The 26,642-nt window shown below is 45.0% G+C and carries 26 protein-coding genes; 22 read left to right on the forward strand and 4 right to left on the reverse strand.

The features are described 5' to 3' along the window. Positions 1-475: 475 nt before the first annotated feature. A complete protein-coding gene (locus QUB13_RS14835) occupies positions 476-1,390 on the forward strand; it encodes a polyphosphate kinase 2 family protein (protein WP_333382001.1) in 915 nt (304 codons plus the stop codon). Between the two features lie 225 nt (positions 1,391-1,615). On the opposite strand, the gene QUB13_RS14840 is transcribed toward QUB13_RS14835, so the two are convergent. Further along, positions 1,616-2,338, reverse strand: coding sequence for an HNH endonuclease (locus QUB13_RS14840; protein WP_333382003.1), 723 nt, complete (start codon positions 2,336-2,338; stop codon positions 1,616-1,618). A 1,030-nt stretch (positions 2,339-3,368) separates the two neighbouring features. On the opposite strand from QUB13_RS14840, the gene QUB13_RS14845 reads away from it, so the two are divergent. The 20 genes from QUB13_RS14845 (at position 3,369) to QUB13_RS14940 (ending at position 21,052) form a co-directional block, all read left to right on the forward strand. Continuing rightward, entirely contained in the window at positions 3,369-3,869 is a 501-nt protein-coding gene (locus QUB13_RS14845) for a universal stress protein (protein WP_333382005.1), read from the forward strand. Between the two features lie 13 nt (positions 3,870-3,882). Further along, positions 3,883-4,143: a hypothetical protein gene (locus QUB13_RS14850; RefSeq protein WP_333115459.1), complete on the forward strand. Its 261-nt coding sequence runs from the start codon at positions 3,883-3,885 to the stop codon at positions 4,141-4,143. 2 nt (positions 4,144-4,145) lie between these two features. Then, complete coding sequence (locus tag QUB13_RS14855; RefSeq protein WP_333382007.1) at positions 4,146-4,337, forward strand: hypothetical protein; 192 nt, start codon at positions 4,146-4,148, stop codon at positions 4,335-4,337. Between the two features lie 53 nt (positions 4,338-4,390). Then, the gene (locus QUB13_RS14860; RefSeq protein ID WP_333382009.1) at positions 4,391-4,756 is read left to right on the forward strand and encodes an HPF/RaiA family ribosome-associated protein; all 366 of its coding nucleotides are present in this window, start codon (positions 4,391-4,393) and stop codon (positions 4,754-4,756) included. 91 nt (positions 4,757-4,847) lie between these two features. Continuing rightward, positions 4,848-5,369, forward strand: coding sequence for a rhodanese-like domain-containing protein (locus QUB13_RS14865; protein ID WP_333382011.1), 522 nt, complete (start codon positions 4,848-4,850; stop codon positions 5,367-5,369). 62 nt (positions 5,370-5,431) lie between these two features. Then, entirely contained in the window at positions 5,432-5,962 is a 531-nt protein-coding gene (locus QUB13_RS14870) for a DUF3122 domain-containing protein (protein ID WP_333382013.1), read from the forward strand. Between the two features lie 48 nt (positions 5,963-6,010). Next, positions 6,011-7,150, forward strand: a complete 1,140-nt coding sequence (locus QUB13_RS14875; protein WP_333382015.1) for a baeRF7 domain-containing protein — start codon at positions 6,011-6,013, stop codon at positions 7,148-7,150. A gap of 157 nt (positions 7,151-7,307) precedes the next feature. Further along, on the forward strand, positions 7,308-7,658 hold the full coding sequence (locus tag QUB13_RS14880) for an HPF/RaiA family ribosome-associated protein (protein WP_333382017.1): 351 nt from the start codon (positions 7,308-7,310) through the stop codon (positions 7,656-7,658). Between the two features lie 227 nt (positions 7,659-7,885). Then, a complete protein-coding gene (locus QUB13_RS14885) occupies positions 7,886-8,857 on the forward strand; it encodes a DnaJ C-terminal domain-containing protein (RefSeq protein WP_333382019.1) in 972 nt (323 codons plus the stop codon). Further along, the gene (locus QUB13_RS14890; protein ID WP_333115450.1) at positions 8,854-9,165 is read left to right on the forward strand and encodes a chaperone modulator CbpM; all 312 of its coding nucleotides are present in this window, start codon (positions 8,854-8,856) and stop codon (positions 9,163-9,165) included. The genes QUB13_RS14885 and QUB13_RS14890 overlap by 4 nt, the downstream gene beginning before the upstream one ends. Positions 9,166-9,243: 78 nt before the next feature. Then, positions 9,244-9,624 (forward strand): hypothetical protein, encoded by a 381-nt coding sequence (locus tag QUB13_RS14895; protein ID WP_333382021.1) that lies wholly within the window; start codon positions 9,244-9,246, stop codon positions 9,622-9,624. A gap of 1,203 nt (positions 9,625-10,827) precedes the next feature. After that, positions 10,828-11,181 (forward strand): DUF5335 family protein, encoded by a 354-nt coding sequence (locus tag QUB13_RS14900; RefSeq protein WP_333382023.1) that lies wholly within the window; start codon positions 10,828-10,830, stop codon positions 11,179-11,181. A gap of 81 nt (positions 11,182-11,262) precedes the next feature. Further along, positions 11,263-12,000, forward strand: coding sequence for an SDR family oxidoreductase (locus QUB13_RS14905; RefSeq protein WP_333382025.1), 738 nt, complete (start codon positions 11,263-11,265; stop codon positions 11,998-12,000). Positions 12,001-12,014: 14 nt separating this feature from the next. Next, on the forward strand, positions 12,015-12,998 hold the full coding sequence (locus QUB13_RS14910) for an aldo/keto reductase (RefSeq protein ID WP_333382027.1): 984 nt from the start codon (positions 12,015-12,017) through the stop codon (positions 12,996-12,998). A 277-nt stretch (positions 12,999-13,275) separates the two neighbouring features. Further along, positions 13,276-14,379, forward strand: a complete 1,104-nt coding sequence (locus QUB13_RS14915; protein WP_333382029.1) for an NADP-dependent oxidoreductase — start codon at positions 13,276-13,278, stop codon at positions 14,377-14,379. 307 nt (positions 14,380-14,686) lie between these two features. Then, complete coding sequence (locus QUB13_RS14920; RefSeq protein WP_333382032.1) at positions 14,687-15,481, forward strand: SDR family NAD(P)-dependent oxidoreductase; 795 nt, start codon at positions 14,687-14,689, stop codon at positions 15,479-15,481. Between the two features lie 124 nt (positions 15,482-15,605). Next, a complete protein-coding gene (locus tag QUB13_RS14925; protein WP_333382033.1) occupies positions 15,606-16,709 on the forward strand; it encodes a ferrochelatase in 1,104 nt (367 codons plus the stop codon). Between the two features lie 33 nt (positions 16,710-16,742). Continuing rightward, positions 16,743-17,537, forward strand: a complete 795-nt coding sequence (locus tag QUB13_RS14930; protein WP_333382034.1) for a DUF6920 family protein — start codon at positions 16,743-16,745, stop codon at positions 17,535-17,537. A gap of 209 nt (positions 17,538-17,746) precedes the next feature. Continuing rightward, positions 17,747-18,481, forward strand: a complete 735-nt coding sequence (locus QUB13_RS14935; protein ID WP_333382035.1) for a ZIP family metal transporter — start codon at positions 17,747-17,749, stop codon at positions 18,479-18,481. A gap of 30 nt (positions 18,482-18,511) precedes the next feature. Beyond that, positions 18,512-21,052, forward strand: a complete 2,541-nt coding sequence (locus tag QUB13_RS14940; protein WP_333382036.1) for a plasma-membrane proton-efflux P-type ATPase — start codon at positions 18,512-18,514, stop codon at positions 21,050-21,052. Between the two features lie 310 nt (positions 21,053-21,362). Here QUB13_RS14940 and QUB13_RS14945 read toward each other — a convergent pair whose 3' ends face one another. Then, entirely contained in the window at positions 21,363-21,740 is a 378-nt protein-coding gene (locus tag QUB13_RS14945; protein ID WP_333382039.1) for a Mo-dependent nitrogenase C-terminal domain-containing protein, read from the reverse strand. Between the two features lie 469 nt (positions 21,741-22,209). On the opposite strand from QUB13_RS14945, the gene QUB13_RS14950 reads away from it, so the two are divergent. Beyond that, positions 22,210-22,800, forward strand: coding sequence for a rhomboid family intramembrane serine protease (locus QUB13_RS14950; protein WP_333382041.1), 591 nt, complete (start codon positions 22,210-22,212; stop codon positions 22,798-22,800). 271 nt (positions 22,801-23,071) lie between these two features. On the opposite strand, the gene QUB13_RS14955 is transcribed toward QUB13_RS14950, so the two are convergent. After that, positions 23,072-25,960: a PAS domain S-box protein gene (locus QUB13_RS14955; protein ID WP_333382043.1), complete on the reverse strand. Its 2,889-nt coding sequence runs from the start codon at positions 25,958-25,960 to the stop codon at positions 23,072-23,074. Positions 25,961-25,975: 15 nt separating this feature from the next. Next, the gene (locus QUB13_RS14960) at positions 25,976-26,287 is read right to left on the reverse strand and encodes a hypothetical protein (RefSeq protein WP_333382045.1); all 312 of its coding nucleotides are present in this window, start codon (positions 26,285-26,287) and stop codon (positions 25,976-25,978) included. Positions 26,288-26,642: the final 355 nt, after the last annotated feature.

The following is a 26,642-nucleotide window of genomic DNA, read 5'->3' on the forward strand; positions in this document are numbered from 1 at the left end:
GCAGCACTTCTACTTGAAAGGAATTAAAGACTAGCGCCGCTTCTTCCTCGTCATATTGACGTTACGACACCGCTTGTTTGCCAATTTACAATACTGTTTACATAAACCTGAGACTGGTCAATCAGAATATACTTTTGCAAAAATCCAAAGCACCCCACCCCAACCCTCCCCTTATTAAGGGGAGGGAGCAAGATTATTCTTGTTTCTCCCCGCGGGAGGGGGGACTAAGGGGGGTAAATTTGACTTTTGCAACAGGTCTAATATACTCTTGCAATGTCGGAATTGTTTGATAAAATTTAAATTTACCGCTGCGATCGTAAGTTTTTGTAGAGTTCGATAAAACTTCAATAATCACTTGCGAATTCATCTTACTTCAATATCTAAGATCCCAAATGGGTTCTATACAAAACCTTCATGACAAGCTGACGCGATCGCTTATCTCAAGACATTACCTTAATAGGGTAGAATTAAAAGTATGACAGATTCATCCTTAAACCCATTTCCCATCGAAAATCTTGACGATTTGATTCGTCCTTTTATTGTTCCACCAGAACAGAAGATTTCCCTTACTAAAGACTATGACCCAGGCTACAAAGCCGATCGCCTCAAAAAGTCGAAAGCTAAAGGTCAATTAAAGGAAGGTATTGAGGCGTTAGCTGAATATCAGGATATTCTCTATGCCCAAAATACCCACGCTGTGCTAATCATCTTTCAGGCGATGGATGCTGCGGGAAAAGATAGTACCATCAAGCACGTTATGTCTGGGATTAATCCTCAAGGATGTCAGGTGCATAGCTTTAAAGCTCCATCTACGGAAGAGTTAAATCATGACTATTTGTGGCGATGTTCTAAGGCTTTACCCGAAAGAGGAAAAATTGGAATTTTTAATCGCTCTTATTACGAAGAAATTTTAGTAACAAGAGTGCATCCAGAAATCCTAGAGCAGCGACCGCTCCCTGTTAGCATAATTGATAATGATATTTGGAAGCGCCGCTTTGAGGAAATCAACAACTTTGAGAAGCATCTGGTCAATAATGGGACGATCGTCCTCAAGTTTTTCCTCAATGTATCCAAAGAGGAGCAGAAAGAACGTTTTCTAGAACGGATTAATCGCCCTGAAAAGAATTGGAAATTTTCTGTGAATGATGCGAAAGAGCGTGCCTTTTGGGATGACTATATGGCTGTCTATGAGGATATGTTTAATCATACCAGTACAGAATATGCTCCTTGGTATATTATCCCCGCCGATCGCAAATGGTTTACTCGTCTAGTTGTGGCGGGTATCATTTACACTCAGTTAAAGGAACTGAATCTCAAGTATCCTACGCTCAGTAAAGAGCAACATCAAGAACTTTTAACTGCGAAGAAAATTCTGGAGAGCCAGAAATAAGGATGAGAATTGATTGATATTAGCGATCGCCATTCCTGTGAGTCGTGATTTTTGGGCGATCGCTTGTTAATTACTTGTCTTTGCGGTGGGATTCATCCTGAAAAGAATCGCCAATAACTTCTCGGAACTCAACAACGAAACTGACCATTTTTGCTTGAAACCAATGGAGGAGTCTAAGTCGCACTTTATGGAAAATTTATTCAAAAACAGCGCTTTGTTAGAACATTAGGGTATGATCGATGTAATCTGACCTGAGATATGACATCCTATTTCGTCTCTTAATCTTTTTAACTGTATCCCAACCCTCTTTCGTAGAATAATTAAATAATCATCCAATAAACTGTTATCTAGTGACAATTCATTCATGAACTCTCGGTTTGCATCCTGAATATATTTACATATTTGTTTTAGGCGTTTATCAGAGTCAATAGCTTGAACTTCAAAAATAATTTGTCTTCTTACTTCATCGATAGATTTCATAACATGATCAGGATTTTCAATTGAATGACATTGAAAATAGACACCTTTATTCGATATACAATCAACAATATTTTGTGCGATTTTTCGGTTTGTTGACTGTCTTAAAATGATCGGGACTGGACTTTTATGGGTTCTAAGCAGCATTGATATAAATTCTTCATGTTCTTTCTTCCATCCGAAGAGATCATCTGAAGAATAATCAGCGCCTTGATTTTTATCTATTAAAGTATGGCAGTTAGCACATAACCATAATCCATTTTCGACACTTGCTACATTGATAGAGGAGTTCGGATCATGCCTAGCTGCACCTGCCTTTTCACCAAGAATATGAGCAGCCTCGCCCTTTTTATTTATTAATTGAGGGTCGGTAATTGCCGGACCTATTGTCAGGGTATTGCATTCGGGATTACTGCATATGTAGGCTGCTCTATAAGCTATTATCTGAGCGTCTTTTTTATCAAATGCCATTTATATTTTTGGTAGTTTATGTTTTCTAACTACGTATTATCTTGTATATTACAGGATAAATACTTATACAATAAGTATTACATAAATTGTCAGATAAAGCAACCAATAAGTGTAATAACAAGATTTTTGCATGGTAACATCCCTGAATAGAGTTTTATTTGGCAAAATGCAACTTTGTAGAGTGTCCTAGCGGAGAGTAACGCACAAAAAATTAGCATTCATTAACGTTTGGTTGCGTTACATTGCATTAACAAACCCTACAATATCGGCGATTTTAGAGGAGTAATGATTGCGATCGCTATTACTATGAGACGTGATTTTTAGGCGATCGCTCAAACCCAGTAAATTATCTTAGTTTGGTTATTGATCGGCATTCTAATTACTATCTTGCTATATTCATGTATATCATACCACAGCAAAGTTTTAATGTCAAAGATGCGAGGGTATTCTTTAACTCCAATGGCGATCGCATCTATTGAACAGCTAGCAGCGATCGCGGCACGAATATTACTGCCACTGGTGTGTCCTCACCGAGAGGAATGATGGGTAATGGAGGGATGATGCTACTAATATTACTGCTTGCCTCGCACGGCTATCTTTAATGGACACCGTTTGAGACACCTGCTATTTTTCAAAGCAAAGATTTAGAAAGCAATGCCTTATGTCTAGCTACCTACAATCAAAATATCATCCTTTAGAGAGACACAAAACTGCTAGTTTACTGCCAACATTGGGCTAGAGTGAATTTTAGATACAGTTTACTTTAACCATTATTTCTGCACTGATTTTAGGACTCGCGATTCTTTAACAAAATCTCAACCTCAATCTCAAGTCAGGGATACATTTACTATCCGTGATTGATGAAATTGCGGATTTAGGCTTAAGCATTTACTGGCTCTTGCGCTACGTTCATCTGGGGGAAAAATTTCAGGCCCGGAACCAGCTTTACATCCTACCCGCAAGGAAATAATTCAACTTTTACAAATAGCAGATTTAGTCAACACTGAAATTAACCTGAAGGCTCAAAATAATGAACTTCAAACGCATTCTAGTTGCCATTAATCATTCTCCTTTGACATCCATCGTGTTTAATCGGGCACTCAATTTAGCGCAGCAAGAGCAAGCAAAATTGATGATCCTTCATTGCCTCGTAGACTTGACTGCGATCGCTCCAGGATTCCAGTCAGGTGGGACATTTGGGATCTATCCAATCAACACTGGGTTGCCTCAATTAATCCAGGACGAAACGCTTCAGCTACAGATTGAGCAGGCAAAAACTTGGTTACAAGAATACTGCGATCGCGCAACTGCCCGAAATATTCCTGCTGAATACCAACACAATTTTGGTGAGCCAGGGGCAACGATTTCCAGTGTTGCTCAAGAGTGGAAAGCCGATCTGATCGTACTGGGTCGGCATGACCACTCTGCGATCGCAGAATTTTTCGTAGGTAGTGTCAGCAATCATGTGGTCGATCGCGCGAATTGTTCTGTTTTAGTCATAAAAGATACAAATCCCGATCGAGATAAATAAAGAGAGAAAAACCGTGAACACAATTGATCGGACTGGTTTATCGGGCTTAGAAATTGGGCAATTAACCATAAAAACAAACACTCTTTCCCCAGAACTACTCCACAAAATAGATGCCTACTGGCGTGCCGCCAACTATCTGTCAGTTGGGCAAATTTATCTCTACGACAATCCATTGCTGAAGCAGCCTCTGCAACTCTCCCACGTCAAACCATTAGTGGTTGGAAATTGGGGTACAACACCGGGACAGAACTTCATCTATGTACACTTGACATGAGGGTGCAAAATGACCTGGATCGCTTTCATCTGGTGCAAGATGTAGTCGATCGTCTGCTGCATTTGGGTAGTAAGGGAGACTATCTCAAGCAGATGATGCAGGACAAGTTGATCGAGCATAAGCATTACATCGACAAGCACGGCGAAGACTTGCCGGAAATCCGCAACTGGAAGTGGGGGGTAGGACGAGAATAATTCGTAATTCCATCTGAATATTAAGCCAATCACAATTACCACAGGAGAACATTGTGCAAATCCAAATTCATACCGGCCACAACATCGAAGGTGACAAAGCACTAGCCACTCAGGTTAGTGGTGTAGTTGCAGAGAGTCTAAGCCGATTGGGCGATCGCATCACTCACGTTGATGTTCACCTGAGCGATGAGAACAGCGACAAGAAGGGCGGCGATGACGATATGCGCTGCACGATCGAAGCCCGCCTCAAAGGACTCCAACCCCTCGCGGTAACAAATCAGGCAGCGACCTTAGACCAAGCTGTGGACGGGGCTGCCGATAAATTGACCAGATTGATCGATAGCACTCTCGGACGGCTGCACGACCAAGAAAATCAGAGAACTGACCCACCTCTATCTAGCTCAGTTAATAGTCAATAAATTTTCCCAGGAGTCAGAGATGAATGCACAAAACCTGAAAGGAAATAGATCGAATCGGCTCAAATTTTCACTAGGAGTTTAGGAGAAATCCATGAGCTTTAAGAAATCAATTCAGATGATATTGCTGGGTTTTGCACTATGTTTTTGTTTTTTGGTTGGCATTGGGCAAAACCATATCCTCGCAGCAACTCTCGTAGAAACTGAACCAATCTTTCAAGAAAAGATGCAAACAATGTCTGAAAAAACCGTAAATCTGGAATCAACAATCGATCGCTTTCTCACATCGATTCCACCAGGCTATTACACGATCGCCAATGTCGAAGGGTTAAAAAAACAATTAAAGAACCCTCAAACCCTGTTGGTGGATGTGCGAGAACCCTCTGAGTATAAGTCTGGACATATACCTGATGCCATCAATATTCCCCTCCAAACCCTGGCGCAGAATCTGGAGCAAATTCCACACGATCGCCCTGTAGTGCTGTATTGTTCCGCCGGTTATCGAGCGGCAATGGGAGTAATGACACTGCACTTATTGGGTTATGAGAATGTCCAGGGGTTTCCACCTAGCTTTGCAGGTTGGAAAACCGCAGGAGAAGCGATCGCTTCTAGTTAAAATTCCGAATTTTTACTCTGCAATTGCCAAAGCTTTTAACTTACTTTAAGAGGATTTTTGTGATGAACTCTATCTGCTTTAACGGGTTGAAAATTCACCCGCTGCGCTGGCTGCTAGCTGCTTTAATCTGCGTTTCACTGGTTGTCTGGAGTCCCTTACCCGCTTTTGCATCTTTGACGCAAATCGAAGAATATCCAGGGCAAATGCTCTACCAATCCCGACAAACCCTGCAAGATCAAAACGGAAATTCCTGGCAGGCGATCGCCTTTAAGCGCATCCATCCCGAAGGTAGTTCTAGTGTCTCTCTGCGCGTCGTGGGCTTTCCTGGTGCGGTGGAATTCGATCGCACTCAACCGCTTACCTTGACAACATCTATGGGCGAAACTCTAACCGCCAAGGATATTTCTAGCGAAATTTCTCAGGACACACCAGCCCCAGCGAATGTCGCAGAATATGACATTCAGCTTGCCCTACCTCAGTTACAAGCGAAGATTCCCCTGCAACTGACATTACCAACCATCGACGGTAAATCCGTCAGCTTATCTGTTCCCTCTACTGCAATTCAGGAATGGCAAACCCTGATTAGCCATTGAGCAACACCTGATACAAACTTGAGCAAAAAATTTACTGAGAAGTACATCATGAACTTATTCACTGTTGATGAATTGACCGCTTTAACCACAGCGTCAAACTCGACCTGTATCTCGATCTATGCGCCAATGGAGCGTTTAGGAATCGAAACCCAGCAAAATCCGATTCGGTTAAAGAATTTGGTTCGACAAGCGGTCGAAAAATTGCTGGCGATGGGACTGCCCGAACAGGATGCCAAAGAGTTGCTGCAACCCATTCATGAGCTAGATACCTATGACTTCTGGCAACATCAAAGCGATGGACTGGCAATTTTTCTATCTCCCAATCAGTTCCGCTACTACTGTTTACCGATCGCTTTCCCTGAATTAACGGTAGTTGGCGATCGCTTCCACATCAAACCACTACTGCAACTAATCTCAGGGGATGGGACGTTTTCTGTTCTAGCCTTGAGCCAAAACCAAGTTCGGTTATTTCAAGGAACTCGTTATCACCTGAAAGAAGTTGAGTTAACAGATGTACCCACCAACATCGCAGCAGCTTTGCAGTACGACGATCCCCAAAAAAGCCTCCAAGCACATACAGGCTCATCAAAAGGCAATAGTGCGATTTTTCATGGACAAGGAGCCGGCAACGAAGATCAGAAAAATGATTTATTGCGTTACTTTCGCCAAGTCAACAACGGTTTAGAGTCTTTCTTCAAAAACCAGCAAGCACCGCTAATTTTGGCAGGAGTTGATTATCTATTCCCGATTTATCACGAGGCAAATACTTATGCCAATTTGCTACCTGATGGTATCCCTGGCAATCCAGAAACTTTGACGCTGGACGAACTGCATACCCAGGCTTGGCAGATTGCACAACCCTATTTCGATCTCGCCAAAGTATCAAAATTTTCCCATTACGAGGAACTACAAGGTAGCGAACAAACGGCTAATACTATCGAAAAAGTCGTAACTGCCGCTTATTTCCAGCGTGTTGAAACCTTGTTTGTACCTATTAATAAAAACGTTTGGGGAGTATTCAATCCAGAAGCAAATTCCATTCAGATTCACGATCGACAGGAAACAGGTGACGAAGATTTGCTCGATCTAGCGGCACTACATACCCTCACCAATGGGGGAACGGTTTACGCCGTAGAACAGGAAGATGTACCTGAACATAAAGCGATCGCTGCTATCCTGCGCTATTAAATTAAGCAGGACTTACGCACGATTAGGTAACGCCGCCATCCTGGCGGTAAAGATACCGCCAGGATGGCGGCGTTACGGATAGTTTTGCGTAAGTCCTGTTAAGAAAGATTCACGGCGGTTAAAACCGCCCGTATCACAATTAAAACAGGAGAACATCATGCAAATCCAAATTCATACCGGTCATAACATCGAAGGTCACGAAGCACTAGCTACTCAGGTTAGTGGTGTAGTGGCAGAGAGCCTGAGCCGATTTAGCGATCGCATCACTCACGTTGATGTTCACCTGAGCGATGTGAACAGCGACAAGAAGGGCGGCGGTGACGATATGCGCTGCATGATCGAAGCCCGTCTTGAAGGACTCCAACCCCTCGCGGTAACACATCAGGCAGAAACCTTAGACCAAGCTGTTGACGGGGCTGCGGAGAAAGTGACCCACTTGATCGATAGCACTCTCGGACGGCTGCACGACCAAGAAAATCAGAGAACTGACCCGCCTCTGTCTAGCTAACAGTCAATAAATTTTCCCAGGAGTCAGAGATGAAAACAAGTAAGGGACTATGGAAAAACTAGGATAAAACAATCAACACTTCACGCTCCAGAAATTCTGGAGCCGTGAAAACTCCCACTTAGTTTATCAGTCATTTTTTTGAATTCAAATTAAGTTTAGATAAATCATCATTTTTAGCATTTCAGATAGTATTTCAGATAACAGCATTACATATTGAGAGGTCAGTGATGCCAACGGCAACGGATTTTAAAGACTATTACACCATCCTGGGAGTGAGCAAAACTGCAACTCCTGAAGAAATCAAACGGGCTTACCGCAAACTGGCCCGCAAGTACCATCCTGACCTCAATCCTGGGGATAAAGATGCAGAGGCAAAGTTCAAAGACTTGAACGAAGCAAATGAGGTACTTTCCGATCCAGAGAACCGGCAAAAGTACGATCGCTTTGGTCAACATTGGAATCAGCCGGGATACACTGAAGCGCCAACTCCTAGAGGAACTAATGTTTCGGCGGAAGACTTCGATCGCTACGAGGACTTTGATTCATTTATCAACGATTTGCTGGGAGGAATGAAAGGTGGATCGAAACGTAGAACCCAGAACTATCAAACTGCGACCAATGGTTTTAATGATTTTGGTGACGGATTTCGTTCTCAAGCGCCCGCGCCGGATACCGAAGCTGCGATCGCACTCACATTTTCTGAAGCATTTCACGGTGTCCAGAAACGGCTGCAACTCGACGATGAAACAATCAACGTCCGCATTCCCGCAGGCGCAAAACCCGGTAGTCGAATTCGACTCAAAGGTAAAGGTCGTCCTAGTCCATTCTCTCAACAGCGCGGCGATTTGTATTTAACGATCGAGATTTTGCCCCATTCCTTCTTTCGATTCGAGGGTGATGACATAGTTTGTGACATTCCAATTCGCCCCGACGAAGCCGTTTTAGGGGCAGAAATCAGCGTACCAACTCCCGATGGTAGCGTTACAATGAAAGTGCCTAAAGGAGTGCGATCGGGACAATCGTTAAGACTGCGCGGCAAAGGCTGGACATTGCAAAAAGGGGGACGCGGTGACTTACTCGCCAAACTTCTAATTGTCACGCCGAAAGACTTAAGTGCGATCGAGCAAGAATGCTACGAAAAAATCCAGGCAAATACGAGTTTTAACCCGCGTACTCAGTTAGAGGAAATTAAGTTATGAGCTTTAGCCTTTCAAAAATTGTGGTTTCACCCGAAGGTGAACAACTCTACACCTTTGAATATGCTGCATTGGTAACTGAAACTTCAATTACGCTAGTGAAAATTTATGTTGAATTAGGTGTAATCGAACCAATCGGCGACCTGCTGCATTCCCGCGAGATTGCTAGAATTGCTCAGATTCAGCGGTTGCGTCAAGACTTGGGACTGAACTTAGTCGGAGCCGCAATGGTGTTAGATATGGCGACTGAAATTGCCCAATTACGAGCACAACTTAGGGCGTATAAGTCCCATCCATCAAGTACCTTATGAGGTATTTGTCGCGCTAATGAATGCTCAAAGTCAAGATGATGGTAGAAACGCAAACAATCAAAACTACAACAGCAAACTATGAAAACACTACTGAAGCGATTTGCATTACTGCTTGGTTTGATGACTGGTGTTTCAACTTATCTCGTCTTACCAGCTTCGGCGGACTCTACTGCTGACTTGGTACTCAGTTTGAAGTGCCAAGGTGGATACAACGTTAATATTTGGAAAAGGTATGATTCGGGCGAACTTCTCTACCGTTCTACAAGTCCTCAAGGTAATTTGAGTTTGGGTAAGGGAACTAGAGAGGATACAGGATCGGCTCAAGTTTATAAGTTTAAGAATGGCAACTATAAATATCAAGTGCTTGGTGGTAAAGGAGATCATCAAGGGAAGGGGACTTTAGAGGTGTTCAAGAACGATCGCTCCATTATGAGTCAAACTTGTACACCAAATGGATGAAAAGCGTTGATGCAAAAGCGATCGTGTCCGAATCTTCCCAAGCTATTGACTCAATCGGAGCAATCTCATGACACAATCTCTCTGGTTGTTTGGAAATCGCTTCAACATCATTGGCGCACCACGGCCGGCGGTTAGTACGATCTGCTCGAAAGTTACTTTTAAATAGTTGATGCTTTACACAAGCATCAAATGCGTTATGAGGTATAGCGAACCTATCATATCGTTTCCGGTTGCATCGGAATGATTTAACCGCAGAGAACACAGAGGACACAGAGAGAGAATAGAGATATGAATAATTCCGATGCTACCGGATTTGATATCAAGCTCTACAAGCAGAAATGTACGCACTGCGAACTGAGGTTCAAGCCTTAGCACGAAGAGGTTTAAACCAATAACTTGCTAAGAATCACAAATTAAAGATAACTCTGCTTTCATAAAAACTATTCCTGAAGAACGATACCCTCGCCAATCATAAAAGATAGCCTAATAATAAACTACATTGCAGTGGCATAACGATCGCCAAATGAGTCACTTCAAATTGTTTTTTTAACAAGCTTTCCCTAATAATTGAAGTTAAAGGGTGAAGTGTATTTACTTAAACCAATTAGCACAAGCAAAAATAAATATTGTCACAGCTCATTTGCTTCTGTGCCAAATTCAATCAAAGATACAGAATTTAAAAATGCGAAATTAATTTGGCATAGTATAGCGGTTCTCACAAAAGTGAGATATGCCCTATTCCCTATGCCCTATGCCCAATCCCTCCGCTTCGCTCCGCCCTATGCCCAATGCCCTATGCCCTATCCCGGATAGTACCTCATACCAGAGCACAGAAAGGCTATACCTTATTTTGGTTGAGTCTAACTTTTCGTTAAAACATTCAAATGTTAGAGATTAGATGGGGCAAATTGTGCAAACATTCAATCGAAAGGTAGAGATTAGATGGGGCAAATTGTGCAAACATTCAATTGACTGCAAAAAAAACAATGGGAGCATCCCAATTGGGTGACAAGCGTTTTTTAGGAGTGCGACAGAGACGCTCGCACGCTATGCCGCGACCGAGACGCTTGCACGCTATATTATCCAAATATATTATTCTGATGCAACCGTCCACGATCTGAAAGCAAAAATGGGATCATCCCAACTCAATTTGTTTTTACTACTTTTTTCTCACAAACAATCATCATGGTGAATAAAATGGAAATGACCAACAAGATTGAAACCAACAAATCTGTGCCCCGCGAGCGCTGGGGTGAATTTTTCGATCAGTTTACCGATGGCAATCGGGGACGGCATATTTCGATCGAAATCATCGGTTCAGAACTCGGTGATGCAGAACTGATTAAGAATGCACCTCTTCATGCGATGGTTTACGATCGCCCTGGCAAGGGAGATGATTTGGTGATTGAAGTGGGTAAAGATGTGGTGACTTACGCTCACACGATCGATTCACCAACAGAAGTCTTAACGGGACAGAACTCAAACGGTGTGATTGTGGCGATGTCGATCGCTGACGCTGCTGATACACAAACATTGATCCAGCTACAAGCTAGTTGAGCTGATTGAATAATGCTGAGTTTAGCTGATTTCAGCATCCAATGTTTGATGACCCACACTCAATAACCCGCACAAATCAATATGTCTGAAATTCAAAACAAAGTGGTAATTATCACCGGAGCCAGCAGTGGATTAGGTGAGGCGACAGCGAAGCGACTTGCTGCTAGTGGAGCCAAACTAATGTTAGCTGCCCGCCGCGAAGATCGGCTCAAAGAACTGGTTGACGCGATCGCCCGATCGGGAGGAACTGCAACCTACTTAGTAACGGATGTCACCGATCGCGCACAGGTTGAATCCTTGGCGCAAAAAACTTTGAGTACATACAGCCGGATCGACGTGCTAATCAATAATGCCGGGTTGATGCCGCTCTCTCCCCTCGACAAAATCAAGGTGGAAGAGTGGGATCAAATGATTGATGTCAACATCAAGGGCGTTCTCTATGGGATTGCGGCCGTGTTACCAACTATGCGCCAGCAAAAGTCCGGTCACATCATTAATCTATCATCTGTCGCCGGACATAAAGTGTTTCCCGGATCGGCGGTTTATTGTGCTACTAAGTTCGCAGTGCGAGCGATCTCGGAAGGGCTGCGATTAGAGTCAAACGGTGAAATTCGATCGACTAATATCTCACCAGGGGCAGTTGCGACTGAGTTGACTACCACGATTAGCGATGAAGATACAGCAGCGAACATGAATGCACTTTATGAAATAGCTATTGATGCAGATGCTATTGCTAGGGCGATCGCCTATGCGATCGAGCAGCCCGCTGATGTTGATGTGAATGAAATGATCATCCGTCCGACAAAGCAAGAACTTTAGAGTCACAGAACATCATGAAAGAGCGAAAACTGGGGAATCAAGGATTAGTGGTTTCGGAACTAGGACTCGGCTGCATGGGGATGTCCGAATTCTACGGGACAACTGATGAGTCAGAATCGATCGCCACTATTCATCGCGCCTTAGAGTTAGGCGTGACTTTGCTCGATACTGCTGATATGTATGGCATCGGTGACAATGAGGAGTTGGTCGGCAAAGCGATTAAAGGGCATCGCGATCGAGTCATCATCGCCACGAAATTTGGCAATGTGCGCGGTAGCGACGGCAGCTTTAAGGGCGTGAACGGCAAACCCGAATATGTGCGCTCTGCCTGTGATGCCAGTCTCAAGCGTCTGGGCGTAGATGCGATCGACCTTTACTACCAGCACCGAGTCGATCCCAACACTGCGATCGAAGAAACCGTAGGTGCAATGGCAGAGTTAGTTCAAGCCGGAAAAGTCCGCTACCTCGGCCTTTCCGAAGCCGCCAGCGCCACGATCCGCCGCGCCCAAGCAGTGCATCCTATTTCCGCACTTCAGACAGAATATTCGCTGTGGAGCCGGGAGCCAGAAACCGAGATTTTGCCTACCTGTCGAGAGCTAGGGATTGGATTTGTGCCTTATAGCCCTCTGGGGCGCGGGTTTCTCACAGGCAAAATCAAGAGCCTCGACACATTATCTGAAGGAGACTATCGGGCTGAACGATATCCTCGCTTTCAAGCCGAGAATCTCCAGCAAAATCTGGAACTCGTCGAGCAAATCGAGCAGATGGCAGCCGCTAAGGGCATCAAAGCCGGACAGTTGGCGCTGGCGTGGGTTTTGGCGCAGGGCGAAGACATTGTGCCAATTCCAGGCACTAAACGCCGCACCTATTTAGAAGAAAACATTGCAGCAGCCGATGTGACGCTGACTCAAGCAGAACTAGAGCAAATCGCCAAAGTGCTGCCATTAGGAATTGCGATGGGCGATCGCTACCCCGATATGAGTACGGTCAATCGTTAGGATTTGACCAACTCGCCAAGTAGATTGGGAGGGTCGGCACGGGGGGTCATTGGTGTCAACAATCGCCTGAAATTCCTGATAAATCTCGCTTTTAGCCCAGTCTCGATCCCCCTAAATCCCCCTTAAGAAAGGGGACTTTGAGCGCTTCCGGTTCCCCCCGACCTAAGGGGGGTTAGGGGGGATCTCCGGGTCAATAAAACACGCCCTACCCGCAGCAATCTCAATCTATTTCGTTTTCTTTTTTATTAAGAAAATGAGAGAAATTGAACTAAAATAAATGCAATTTTTGGCATCCATGCCTTTAGCAAATATTAAAAGCAACCGCTCAAACTTAAGTCGATCGAGTTCGGAAAATCTACCCACTAAGGAGAAAATTATGACAGATATCATGAGCCGCGAGATTCGGCTAGTCTCTCGCCCCAAGGGGATTCCTACCGCAGATAACTTTGCGATCGCCGAGACCAAACTAGAGCTAATTCAAGATGGGCAAGTGCTCGTTCGCAATCTCTATATGTCAGTCGATCCATATATGCGCGGTCGCATGAACGAGGGGAAATCCTATGTTCCATCCTTCGCGTTAGGAAAAGCACTGGAAGGCGGCGCAGTCGGCGAGGTAATCGAGTCTCGTGCCCAAGAATTAAAGCCGGGTGATGTTGTGACTTCCAACTATGGCTGGCGGGAATACTTCATCGCTGCACCAAAAGATTTGCATCAGGTTAGCCGCGACATTCAACCGCTCTCAGTTTATCTCGGTGCCCTCGGCATGACAGGTATGACTGCTTGGGTTGGGTTGAATTTGGTAGAAGTCAAAGCCGGCGATGTTATTTTTATTTCGGGAGCCGCAGGCGCGGTGGGAAATGTCGCCGGACAACTGGCAAAATTGCGCGGATGCCATGTCATCGGCTCAGCCGGTTCAATGGAAAAAATCAAGTTTCTGCAGGAAGAATGCGGATTTGATAGCGCCTTCGATTACAAGGCCGGCCCTATTCTCGAACAACTGAATCAGGCAGCACCGGACGGAATTGATGTCTATTTCGATAATGTAGGAGGCGAAACGCTGCAAGCGGCGCTCTCGGCATTACGGGTGCATGGCCGGATTATCGCTTGTGGCAGCATCTCCGGTTATAACGATGAAAAACCGCAGCCGGGCCCTTCCAATCTATTTAATATGATTGGCAAACGCTTGACGATGAAAGGGCTAATTGTTCGCGATTGGCTCGATCGCCAGAGTGAATTTGAACAGGAAGTGGGCGGCTATTTCCAAGCTGGCAAACTGAAGAACCAGGAAACAGTGGTGGCAGGAATCGAGCGATCGGTGGATGCGTTTATCGGTCTTTTTGAAGGCAAAAATGTCGGTAAAATGGTGGTGAAACTGGAGTAGGTAGCCGCCATTAGTGTCAACTTAACGTCAAACCCAGTCAAAGACTGTTGTTTGACTATTAAATCTAGATCCCCCCTTAGCTTGCCCCCTACTCCCCCTTAAGAAGGGGGGGATAGGAGTATTTTCAAAGTCCCCCTTCTTAAGGGGGATTTAGGGGGATCTAGACTTAGGTAAAAGCGAGAAATACCAAAGCTTTCAGGCTTAAGTTGACACTAATGGGTAGCAACTAATTGAGTGGGTACTTGCTTCATTAATTGTAGCAGGTTCAAACCCTAGATCGCTTATACATTATTTGGTTTAAGAAAGTATGGATCTCCAACTATCAGATCGGATTGCATTGGTCAGCGGTTCAACTGCCGGAATTGGACTAGCGATCGCCACGACACTTGCCCAGGAAGGAGCAACTGTCATTATCAATGGCAGAACGGAAGAGCGGGTAAACCATGCCCTCAAAAGCATTCAGCAAAGCGTCCCCAATGCCAAACTTCAGGGAATTGCTGCCGATTTGGGAACAACCGCAGGAGCTGAATTGTTGTTTCAGCAAGTGCCAGAAGTCAACATTTTAGTCAACAACTTGGGAATTTATGGCGCTCAAGCATTTGAAGATATTTCCGATGAAGAGTGGATGAACTTTATGGAAGTAAACGTGATGAGCGGTGTCAGGCTCTCGCGTCATTACTTACCTTTGATGCTAAAAAAAGATTGGGGACGCATTATTTTCATCTCTAGTGAATCTGGCTTGAATATTCCCGCCGAAATGATTCACTATGGCGTTACCAAGACTGCACAAATAGCCTTGGCTCGTGGTTTAGCTGAAACAACCGCAGGCAGTCGTGTCACCGTGAATACAGTATTGCCAGGGCCAACTCGTTCCGAAGGAGTGGAAACTTTTATCGAGGGACTTGCCAAAGAGCAAAATATTTCAGCCGAACAAGTTGAGAAAGAATTTTTCACCAAAACTCGTCCATCTTCCCTGATTCAGCGATTTGCTTCAACGTCTGAAGTTGCTGCATTAGTTGCATTTGTTGCTAGTCCTTTAGCCTCTGCAATTAATGGTGCTGCCTTGCGAGTCGAGGGTGGATTGGTGCGATCGATTGTTTAATCAATTCGCCTATTGAACCCAGATTGTAGGGTGCGTCAGTCTCAGTTATTGATTAATAAAATAGGTTATTACCTCTGACGCACCCTACAAATGTTCGCTCGTTTCCCACTTACCGAACTTTTTTATGATTACTCATCCATCTCAATCGACGCAGCCCGTCGCGCCACTTGATGACAATAGCGAAATGCTGCTACAAGAAAATCGAGTTGCAGTATTGCTTGCAGGGTATGGTGAAGTAGAATCTTATCGCGATCTGAGTCGTTATAACCAAGCTGCAACTAAGTACATTGCAGCTCAGTTTGTGTCGATTCCAGACTGGCTATATCCTCTTGCTGGTTGGTTTCTCACACTTCAAGATTTATACAATTTTGGAGTGAAACACGATCGTTTCATGTCACCTGAAAATAAGATTTTTGAAAAACAACGTCTTGGTATTGAGGAAGAGTTACAAGACAAATGGGGAAATCGCGTACAAGTGTTCAAAGGCTTTTATTTCTGTCAACCTTTTGTGCAAGAAGTTGTAGCAGATATAATTGAGCAAGGCTTTGAAAATTTGCTAATTTATCCTTTGCTTGTAGTCGATTCTGCATTCACGAGCAAAATAGCTGTAGAACAAGTCAATGAAGTGATTGCAGCAAAATCAGCTCAGAATGAGTCTCAACATTCGACCTTTAAGAAAATTCGATATATTCCAGCCTTTGCGACTGAACCTACCTACATTAATTTGATGGTAAGTCAGATTAAGGAAAGTCTAAATCAGCCCCTCGCAAGTGGCTTTTTTGAGTCTCAGATTGGCATTATATTAACGGTTCACGGTGGCCCAGAAAAAGCGCAAGGACTGTTAACTGGAGTGATTGATGGACAAGTTCTTTACGATCGCGTACAAGCGCATTTGCAGCATCAATATCCGCTCATCTCCATTGGTTGGATAAATCATGACACGCCTTTGATGAATTGGTCAGAGCCTAATCTGAAACAAGCTGCTAAAAGCCTGATCGAAGCAGGTGCTAAAACCATTCTGTTTAAACCCCTCGGCTGGGCAACTGAGAATTTTGAAACCATTCTAGATGTGGATGATGTAATTCAGTCTTTGCAGCGTAAGTATCCAACGGTGACTTACACGCGGCTCGATTGTGTTAATGACGATCCCGATTTTATGAAAATAGCAGCAGAATGGGCAAATCCTGACATTGAAGCAATGCTGTCAGTGCCGAAACACCATGATTAAAACTAGAAGACTTGATTTTGACTGAACTTTATAATGATTGATCTAAAAAAGGGGTTACAACGATCCAGCGAAATTGTCCATCACACTAAACAGATTTCTCTCAATACGCTGTGGGAGTCAGCGATATCTAACGATCGCATATTCCACTCAGATCAACTCTCTCACCTGCCAGAAACAGCAAGACGATATCTCCAACACGCGATCGCACCTGGAACTGCGATCGCATCTGCGGTTCGATTGCAGATGCACGGCGAAATCAAATTAAAGAATTGGATTCCATTCAAAGCAGAACAAGTCATTTGTTGGGAGCATGGACTAATTTGGAGTGCTACGGCATGGATGAATGGTTTGCCAATTGTGGGTTCCGATCGCCTCATAGACGGCGTAGGTTCTATGCAGTGGAAGCTTTTAGGAATTTTCCCGGTGATGATAGCTTCAGGTGCTGATATTACGCGGTCTGCTGTTGGTCGTCTTCAGTCTGAGTCAATCTGTTTGCCATCTGTGTTTTGTGGTGATGATGTGTCATGGACAAGCATGGATTCATCACATTTACATTCGAGTTTGTTAGTGCAAGGTGAGAGAGCCGAACTTGATTTTACCATCGATCTAACTGGTAGGATCGAGACTTTCAAGCTGCCACGCTGGGGCAATCCAGAAGGTGCTGAGTTTCATGATGTCAACTTCGGTGGAATTATCGAACAAGAGGGTACATTTTGCGGCTACACTATTCCGACTCGTCTGCGGATTGGATGGTACTTTGGTACCGATCGGTTTGAGTCAGAAGGCGAATTTTTCCGAGCCACAATCGATGATGCAATCTATCAGTAGACTCATATCTTGCACCGGGCGACTGGAAGTCGCAGCTACACAGGCAAAACCCGCCTGCGCGGGTTTCAAATCCTTTATTTTGAGTTAGTCCGCGCACCATCCAGACTTGGTTTGTATAGCCGCGATTTCTAATCGCTAGGGCTAGGTGCAATCTATCGGTAGAACGATCGAATATCAAAGAGTCTGTTACGACTAGCGGAGCCTGATTTATGCAGCAGGAATTTCTATTTGCTCTAACACTATCAGCTTTGCCCGTTGTCAGCAACTTCATTGGCGCAACGATCGCTGAAGCCTTACCGACATCAAAACAAACATTAGGACTGGCACTGCACGCTGCTGCTGGCGTACTGCTGGCGATCGCATCTACCGAACTGATACCAAAAGTCGTTATCGCTAAACCTGTTTGGGCAACGGTTCTAGCATTGTTTTTAGGTGGAGCTTTTTTTGTATGGGTTAATCAACTTCTCAACTTAAGCAAAAATCGACTGCGTGGCATCGATCTCAATACTGTGAGTTTGGCAATTTTTCTGAGTATTGCGATCGACTTATTTGGCGATGGATTAATGATTGGCACCAGTCTGACGATCTCGCCTCATTTAGGAGTAGTGCTGGTATCGGGGAGAGTTGTAGCTCACATTCCAGAAGGATTTGTCACTAATGCAGCGTTTAAGAGTCAAAATATGCCGCGAACATTGCGATTTTTGTTACTTGCGGCATTTATTATTCCTGTTTGGCTGGGCGCGACGCTCGGCTATTGGGGATTGCGCGGACAAGCCGAGCTTCCCAAGCTAGTTGTGCTTGCATTTACCACAGGCACTTTGATGGTGGCGATCGCTGAAGAAATTATTCCTGAAGCGCATCAAACTCAAGATACAAATTGGTCTATCTTGACATTTATCGGGAGTTTTGCGCTTTCAATATTGTTCTCATCTTATCTTGAATAGCTTGTAATTTACAAGTAGAGGAGCCAGATCATGACTGCACCTACCGATCAAGAAACGCTTTCGCATCTATCGTTAGAAGACCTACAAAAGCAACTGACTACTTCCAATCAGGGATTGAGCAAAAAAGAAGCACTGCAACGACAATCAAAAGGTGGCTACAACGAGTTACCCGAAACAACCGTCAACCCAATCATGCAATTCCTGTCGCACTTTTGGGGGCCGATCGCCTGGATGATTGAGGCGGCGGTGATTCTTTCCGCACTGGTGGGAGATTGGGTTAATTTTGGCATCATTTTGGTACTCCTAATCGGCAACGGAGTAGTGGGGTTTTGGGAAGAATTTCAAGCAGGGAATGCGATCGCCGCTCTCAAGGCAAAATTAGCACTCCAGGCACGGGTGAAACGAGACAACACCTGGACGCAGATCCCTGCCCGCGAACTGGTTCCAGGCGACCTGATCCGGTTGCGTCTGGGCGATATTGTACCAGCAGATGTACGGTTTTTGTCAGGCGATCCGGCACAGGTTGACCAATCGGCATTAACGGGGGAATCACTACCCGTAGAATGCCAAGTCGGAAGCGTGCTTTACTCCAGTTCCATCCTCAAACAAGGAGAATTAGATGGCATTGTCTATGCCACGGGAATTAATACTTACATGGGCAAAACCGCCCACTTAGTAGAATCTGCCCAGACAGTCAGCCACTTTCAACGAGCAGTATTAAAAATCGGCGATTACCTGATTGTAATTGCCTTGGTGCTGGTGGTAGTGGTGCTGGTAGTAACGCTGTTTCGGGGCGATCCGTGGCTGACTACCCTGCGGTTTTTACTGGTGCTGACGGTTGCCTCCATTCCCGTAGCAATGCCAACGGTGCTGTCAGTGACGATGGCTGTAGGAGCGCAAAAACTGGCGAAAAAGGAAGCGATCGTCAGTCGGCTGGCGGCTATTGAAGAGATGGCTGGCATTGACATTCTCTGTTCCGACAAAACGGGTACTTTAACTCTCAATCAGTTAACTCTGGGAGAGCCTTTCTGCGTAGAGAATACGGCTCCAGAATCGCTGATTCTCAACGCCGCCTTGGCTTCTCGCGATGAAAACAAAGACCCGATCGATCTGGCAATTATCGCGGGTTTGAAGCCAGATCAACCTTTAGATGCTTACAAAATTGTCCACTTCCAGCCCTTTGATCCCGTGGGAAAACGTACCGAAGCCACCGTTGAAAGTGCTGATGGTGGCTTTAAGGTGACAAAAGGTGCGCCCCAAGTGATTTTGGCCCTCTCAAAAAATGTCGCTCAGGTGCAGCCGCAAGTGGATAAAGCGATCGCAGGTTTTGCCAAACGCGGATTTCGTTCCCTGGGGGTTGCCCGGACTGAAGATGGTGATAACTGGCAATTTTTGGGCGTAATACCGCTATTCGATCCACCCCGCAGCGACTCCCAACTGATGATTCAGGCTGTGAAAAAGCTGGGAATTGACCTAAAAATGTTAACGGGAGATCAACAGGCGATCGCCCGTGAAACTGCTCATCAACTAGGATTAAAGGGAGATATCCTCGATGCCAGTTTGCTAGAAGCAGCCGCACCTCACGAAACTGGACAAGTTAGCGATGCGATCGAAGCCGCCGCCGGATTTGCTCAAGTCTTCCCGGAACACAAATACCATATCGTCGATGTCTTGCAGCAACGCGGGCATCTCGTGGGCATGGCTGGCGATGGCGTTAATGATGCCCCCGCCCTCAAAAAAGCTGATGCCGGAATTGCGGTTTCTGGAGCCACCGATGCTGCCCGTGCGGCTGCCGATATTGTTTTGCTTACACCTGGACTTTCTGTAATCGTAGAGGCGATTCAAGAAAGCCGCCGCATCTTTCAGCGGATGAACAACTACGCGATTTACCGGATTACTGAAACCATCCGGGTTTTGTTGTTCATGACCCTTTCTATTCTGGTTTACAACTTCTATCCCGTCACTGCCATCATGATTGTGCTGCTGGCATTGTTGAATGATGGTGCGATTATTTCCATTGCCTACGATAACACCCGTCCTGCCAATCGCCCCGAAACCTGGAATATGCCGATCGTCTTGGGACTGGCAACTGTTTTGGGGGTAACTGGATTAGTTAGTTCTTTTGGGATGTTGTATTTGGGAGAACGGTATTTTCACCTCGATCGCAGCATTCTGCAAACTTTGATTTATCTAAAACTTTCGATCGCCGGACATTTAACTATTTTCGTCACCCGCACTAAGGGGCCCTTTTGGTCGATCAAACCGGCGAAAATTTTGCTAGCAGCCGTCCTGGGAACCCAAATACTCGCCACCCTAATTGCTGTGTATGGCATCTTTATGACCCCTCTCGGATGGGGTTTGGCAGGTTTTGTCTGGGCTTATGCGTTGATCTGGTTTTTGATTGCAGACTGGGTAAAACAACGTGCCTACGGCGTGTTTAATCACGATCGACCTGTCTATGTAACACGGGGTTTAAGACGGTTGAATCAATGGTTTTCTCATAAGCCTTTTTCCCACGCAACCCCGGATGACATCTCTAAACGATCGCCATCAAAGAAGAACAAACCATGAAACTGAAGAGGGGACTGGTTATGTGGCCAAAAAAGACACCTAGGATTACATTGTTACAGGAGCCAGCCTCAGTGTTTCTAAAAACGGCAAACTCTTTCTCCAACAACGAGTAATTCGGTCTCTCTAGTCTTTAAATGCGATCGCGCTCTCTTAGTCTGCGAAGGCAGACTTTGTTTATGTAGTAGCGGTTTCAACCGCCGAACTCGTGCAGTAGCGGTTTCAACCGCCGAATAATCTGAAAATAAAAAACCCTCCCCAACAAAGAGAAGGGAAGGTAAAAATAGAGTTAGAAATTAAAGTTTTTGGAAAATTAACAATAAGGAGTTACATCCACGCCGCACTCGTCAGCCAAATAACACAAAGCCCGAAAGCGAATCCCAACAACTTGCTCGTAAAGCGGATTTAACTTACACATTGGGGGAATGGAAAATAAAGTGCGATCGCCAAACTTGACTTCCCGCTCAAACGGACACTGCGACGGAATATATTTACACAAAAATCGAGCAAATTTTTGACTCTTAATTTCCGTGTTCTCGATCCACTCTTTCAGCGGATGTAACAAATCAAAGCGCGGCTTTTTACTATAAGGCTGAGAAATTGTAGCGAAAGTAACAGTAATTTCTTCTTTGCGATTCCATACCCAAATTGGCAGAATTCTCTGGGGTAATTTTTGCTCAAATACGTTCATATTGCTCTTCTCCTCTTTTAGAACGAGGTGCCAAGAACTCTTTGTAGAGCTTGTACTGGATTTTGTCTACAATAAGTACCTACAGCAGCTCGTTTTGCTTTACCGGATGAAAGTTCTTCAATTAATGACTAGAACCGAGACAAGTAGTTCCTGAGTTTTTAAAGACAGTGTGCGATCGCCAAAATGTCCTCACTGCCAGCTCAAGCATTTACCTATGGGGTAAAAACTCTGCCTGATACGTTATAACTTCAACCTTTGCTTAACTCTCCTAGTGCAGTTCTTCGATCATTGTGACGCATTAAGGTGAATTATTCCATACGTGAAAATGCGGAATTTCAAATCAAAGTTATAATAGTTTCAAATAAGCTCGACTGCAAAAAACCTGAAAGCTAGTGCCAAGTGTCGCTTCGCGCGATCGGCAAAAAACTCCTACAATTATAAATAATCGGTTTCACCGCCCTCACAACCCATGAGCAACCCAGAAAGCAAAAGCATCACCCGCGAATTGCAAAGCCACGCCGCCATTCTCGGCGGCTTCGTCTCCCTCCTCTGGATTATCGAAATTGTCGATGTATTCCTATTCCGAGGCGCGCTGAATGCCTACGGAGTCCGCCCCCGCAGCATCCAAGGACTTGAAGGCATCATATTCATGCCTTTTTTGCACGGCAGTTTTGCTCACTTAGCAGCTAATACCCTCCCGTTTGTGACATTTGGTTGGTTAATCATGCTGCGAGAAACTAGGGACTTTTTCATCGTGAGTGCCATCACTATCCTAGTCAGCGGATTCGGCGTTTGGCTGACAGGCGCGCCCAATTCCGTCCACATTGGTGCCAGCGGATTAATCTTTGGTTACTTCGGCTTTCTGCTGCTGCGGGGCTATTTTGAACGCAGCTTTACCTCTATTTTGGTATCTTTAATTGTAGGTTTCTTCTACGGCAGTTTAATTTGGGGAGTTTTGCCTTCGCAGCCGGGAGTTTCCTGGCAAGGGCATTTCTTTGGCTTTGCTGGCGGGATATTAGCAGCTCAACTTTTGGGGCGGCAGAAACGGCAAATTAACTAGAATAAGACTGAGGGTGCATCGTATCATCACCTTGGTTTCTTGCTCATAAATTATCGGAAAGCGCAGGTTTTTTGGCAAGAAACCCGATTTATTTTGTAATACAACTTATGAAAAATAGGGCTAAATATAGATTGTACGTGAGCATCTGTAGAGACACGCCATTGCAGTCTCGGGCTCCAAGAGCAGCGACTTTTAATAATTGGTATACTATTTGATAATTGTAGCCAAACTTTTTTTAATTGGTATAACAAGTGCGTCCCGGATAGCAAGACTAACTGCTGACCAATAATTCAACTTGAGCCGGCAAGCATACGATGAAAACCGAACCGCAATCTAACTGGCTTTGAACCTGCATATCGCCCCCCATCATCAAGCAAAAATGACGGCTAATAGTCAATCCCAAACCTGTGCCGCCGTACTTGCGCGTAGTTGAAGCGTCGCCCTGCATAAAAGCTTGAAATAAATGCTGCATTTGTTCGGCCGGAATCCCAATGCCGGTATCAGCAACGCGAAAAATTATTAAGTCGGAAGGTTCTGCTATTTCTTGAGTTGTTAAGCTGTCATGTTTAACTCTTTCAACGGATAGGGTAATAGTGCCACCTTCCGTAAATTTGGCTGCATTGCTCAGCAGGTTGAGCAATATTTGACGGGTTTTGGTAATGTCAGCATACATCATTCCCAACTCGCTAGCACAATTAACTTTAAACTGATTATTATTTTTCTCTACCAATGGTTCGACTGTCGAAACTACCTCCTCAATTAAATTAACTGGGTTGAAAGTTTCTAGGTAAAGTTCCATGCGCCCTGCTTCAATCTTAGAAATATCTAAAATATCGCTAATTAAAGACAGCAAGTGTTTGCCGGCAGTTTGAATTTTTTGCAAGTCTGGGATAATATCTTCGTGGCCTAAATCTTCAGCATCTTCTTTGAGCATATCGCTGTAACCGATAATTGCGTTGAGGGGAGTACGCAATTCGTGGCTCATATTGGCTAAAAAAGCGCTTTTGGCTTGGCTTGCAGCTTGAGCCGTTTGAGCAACTTTTTGGAATTCTTCTGCTAATTTGCGCTGGGTGATGTCTTCTGCAATGCCGACGATGCGGTAAATTTCTCCGGTTTCGTTGCGGACTGGAAAAGCCCGATCGCGCACCCAGCAAACTGAACCGTCAGATCGCACTACCCGATACTCCTCATCATAATCGCCCCGCAGGTGTTTCTCAAAAGCAGCCTTGACGCGATCGCGATCCTCCGGGTGAATAGCATTCCAAAAAGCATCCGGTTCTGAAAGCAAAATCTGATAGCTCAAATGCCATATTTTCTGGCAAGCTGGACTCACATAAATTATTTGCTGTTGATTTGGTTCTCTAATCCAAAATACCTCATGAATATTTTCTGCCAACTGGCGAAACCGCTCCTCACTAGCCCGCAACTGCTCCATCGCAGTGTGAAACTCCGTAACATCTTGAACTAGCGATGCCACTCCGATGATACAGCCGTCAGCATCAACCAAAGTAGTATTGTACCATTCACAAAGAATAATTTGGCCGTCCTTTCTAATATTCTGGTTAATGCTACTAACTCCTCCTTGATTAGTGAGCAAAGTAATAGATAGTTGCCTGACATACTCCTTAGCATTTTCAGGAACTATGAGATCGACTCCGTGGCGTCCCATTGCTTCCAAGCGATTGTATCCAAAAATTCTTTCGGCTGACAGATTCCAGTCGGCTACTTCAAAATTGAGATTCCATTCGATCGCCCCCAAAGGAGTTTGATAAAGATGGAGAGCGAGTTTTTGCTGAGATTGTTTCAGAGAGCCAATTAATTTAATTTTATCTGCGATCGCAGCTTCCACCCGTTCTTCGAGAGTAGCAAACGACTCTTCCAATTGACCGGCCATCGTATTAAAAGAGCGGGCCAGGACACCCACCTCATCCTCCCGCTCTACAGACACCATCAAGCGGGGATCTACCGCCATCGAGTCCCATTCTCCTCGCGACAGAGCCTCCGCAGCCTTGCTCAGACGCTGAATCGGGATCACAATCCACCTCGAAGTCAGAAACCCTAGAACCGTCGCCACCACCAAAGCACCGAAACACAGCCACACTGTGTAGCGAGTGTTGGCGTTAATTTCTTCCATAAAATCGGCTTCGGGAACCGCCAGCACAATCAACCAGTCGAGGCCCCTGCTGTCTGAGAAGGGTGTCACCTGTAGAAAGTGGCGTTTTCCGCCGATCGCAAAATCTAGCTGGTAAGTGGTGTCAATCTTGCTCAAATCCCCGAAGCGCTGTGTCAAATAGCGGGTTGTCGATCGAATTAAAACATTCTGGCTGCTCGCTGCAGCAATCCGTTTCGCAACGCCGTTGCTCACAATAAATGGCGGTTCTGGAGTAGAATTTGCGACCAATTGTCCAGATCTTTCTATAATAAAAGTTTTGCCAGACTTACCAATTTTTAGAGTTCCCAAGAATTGATTGATTTGGGAAAGTAGCAAATCCGAACCCACAACTCCAATCAATTCTCCTCGGTTGCCATAAACTGGTTGTGCAGCCGTAATCGCCAGTTTGGGAGTGTCAAAATAACTATAAATTTTACTCCAGGTAGGTTTGCCAGTCCGCACCGGAGCCGTATACCAAGGTCGGAGGCGGGGGTCGTAGCTGGGAATAGTCTTTAATAGCTCGATCTCGTCCCCGAACTCCGACGGCGCGTAGCTGTAAAAGTTATAGCCAGTAGATTGATTAGAAATCCGAACTTGCAACTTGCCGTTGTCGAGGCGTTCAACTCCCGTAAAAGTTTTTTGTTCGGACCCGAATTGAATGTAGCTAATTTTATCAAAGATTTTGATTTGCTTGGAGAAGTAACTGCGTAAACTAGCGGAATCCTGCACGTTCAAAATGCCGAGACGGATGGCATCGAGATTGAGTTGATTGACTTGGTGCGGCGTTTCGATATAACTATGAATGTGTTGCTCGATGCGCGATGTGACTTCCGCCCGCAGTTGCGCGGCAACATCGTTGACGGCCCTGCGCCCGTTGCGTAGCGACAGCCACCCCGTCAGCCCTACCGCAGCGAAAGTCTGGAGGGCAAAAGGCACGACAAGGACGATGCGAATTGGCATTTTACCCGACATTTTGAAAATCCGGTCTGTCAGAGATCTGATTGGCATGATCGAGCAGAAATATTACAAATCTACAACATTTAAGTAAGGTACAACCTGTTGAGCGCAGATTTTGAAAGTTGAGATTGTTTGAGCAGACCAAGTGCTGTTAAGAAATCGGAATCTGCCGCTGGTTACTGAATTTTTAACGGCTGCCACCGCCATCTTAACGCGATCGCGAGCTTTGGGAGGGCGATCGAGATGAGTCTTCGACACATTCTGGGACGATCGTACTCTGGGAGATTTGAGATTTGAGACATCGGCGCACGATCGCCCTGACGATTTAGATTGAGACAGACTTTTGTTAGCTCTTTGGTAAAAAACCGGGTTTGACAATCGACTATACTCCATCTAGACCTTTAATCCCCATCGAAACCAGATTTCTGCACTATTAATGCGTCCAGCACCGAAGCGTGTTTCTTGTTTAGTCCTCCGTGCGTAAGTCCTAAGTGTTTGAGCGTTGCTGCAACTAAGTATGTTAGTAAACGTGGTTTCATGGAACGGTTTCTGTATATTTCTCGATTTGTATTCCTCCAACAGTAAAATCCTCTCCTCCTGATCTTCTTCTCTCCCTCTCTCCGTCAAAAATCACAGACAATTCCAGATGGCGGCAGCTTATTTTCACAACCAGCTACTTTTGATAGAGCGCAACTAAACTCCGGTTGGGTACAATTAGGATAGTAGGATGCAG

It is taken from the genome of Microcoleus sp. B4-D4 (assembly GCF_036705185.1).
In the GTDB taxonomy this organism is placed as follows: domain Bacteria; phylum Cyanobacteriota; class Cyanobacteriia; order Cyanobacteriales; family Microcoleaceae; genus Microcoleus.